This is a genomic window from Rothia sp. HMSC061D12, assembly GCF_001836735.1.
Classification (GTDB): domain Bacteria; phylum Actinomycetota; class Actinomycetes; order Actinomycetales; family Micrococcaceae; genus Rothia.
Genome location: NZ_KV830308.1, coordinates 1 through 215, shown reverse-complemented (window position 1 = coordinate 215; position 215 = coordinate 1). Strand labels below are relative to the sequence as shown.

Below are 215 nucleotides of genomic sequence, written 5' to 3'. Positions count from 1 at the left end.
CATCATAAGGGCTCACCGTCGTAGCCTTCAGAAACATCTCAGGGCTAGCCGATTCCTTATTAAGCGAACGTACCGGAATGAAATCTGCAACATCATTCAGCAACTCACCGGGGTAATTCTCATCCTCCGGACGGTCTTTACCGTAGAAACCAATCTTATAGACCTTACCCGGCTTAAGCGTTCCCCCAGGAATCGTAATAGACGTCTTAAAATGC

Annotated in this window: 1 pseudogene; it reads right to left on the bottom strand. The window is 47.4% G+C overall.

The features are described 5' to 3' along the window. Positions 1-215 (bottom strand): annotated as a pseudogene (locus HMPREF2682_RS09530) (superoxide dismutase); the annotation flags it as partial.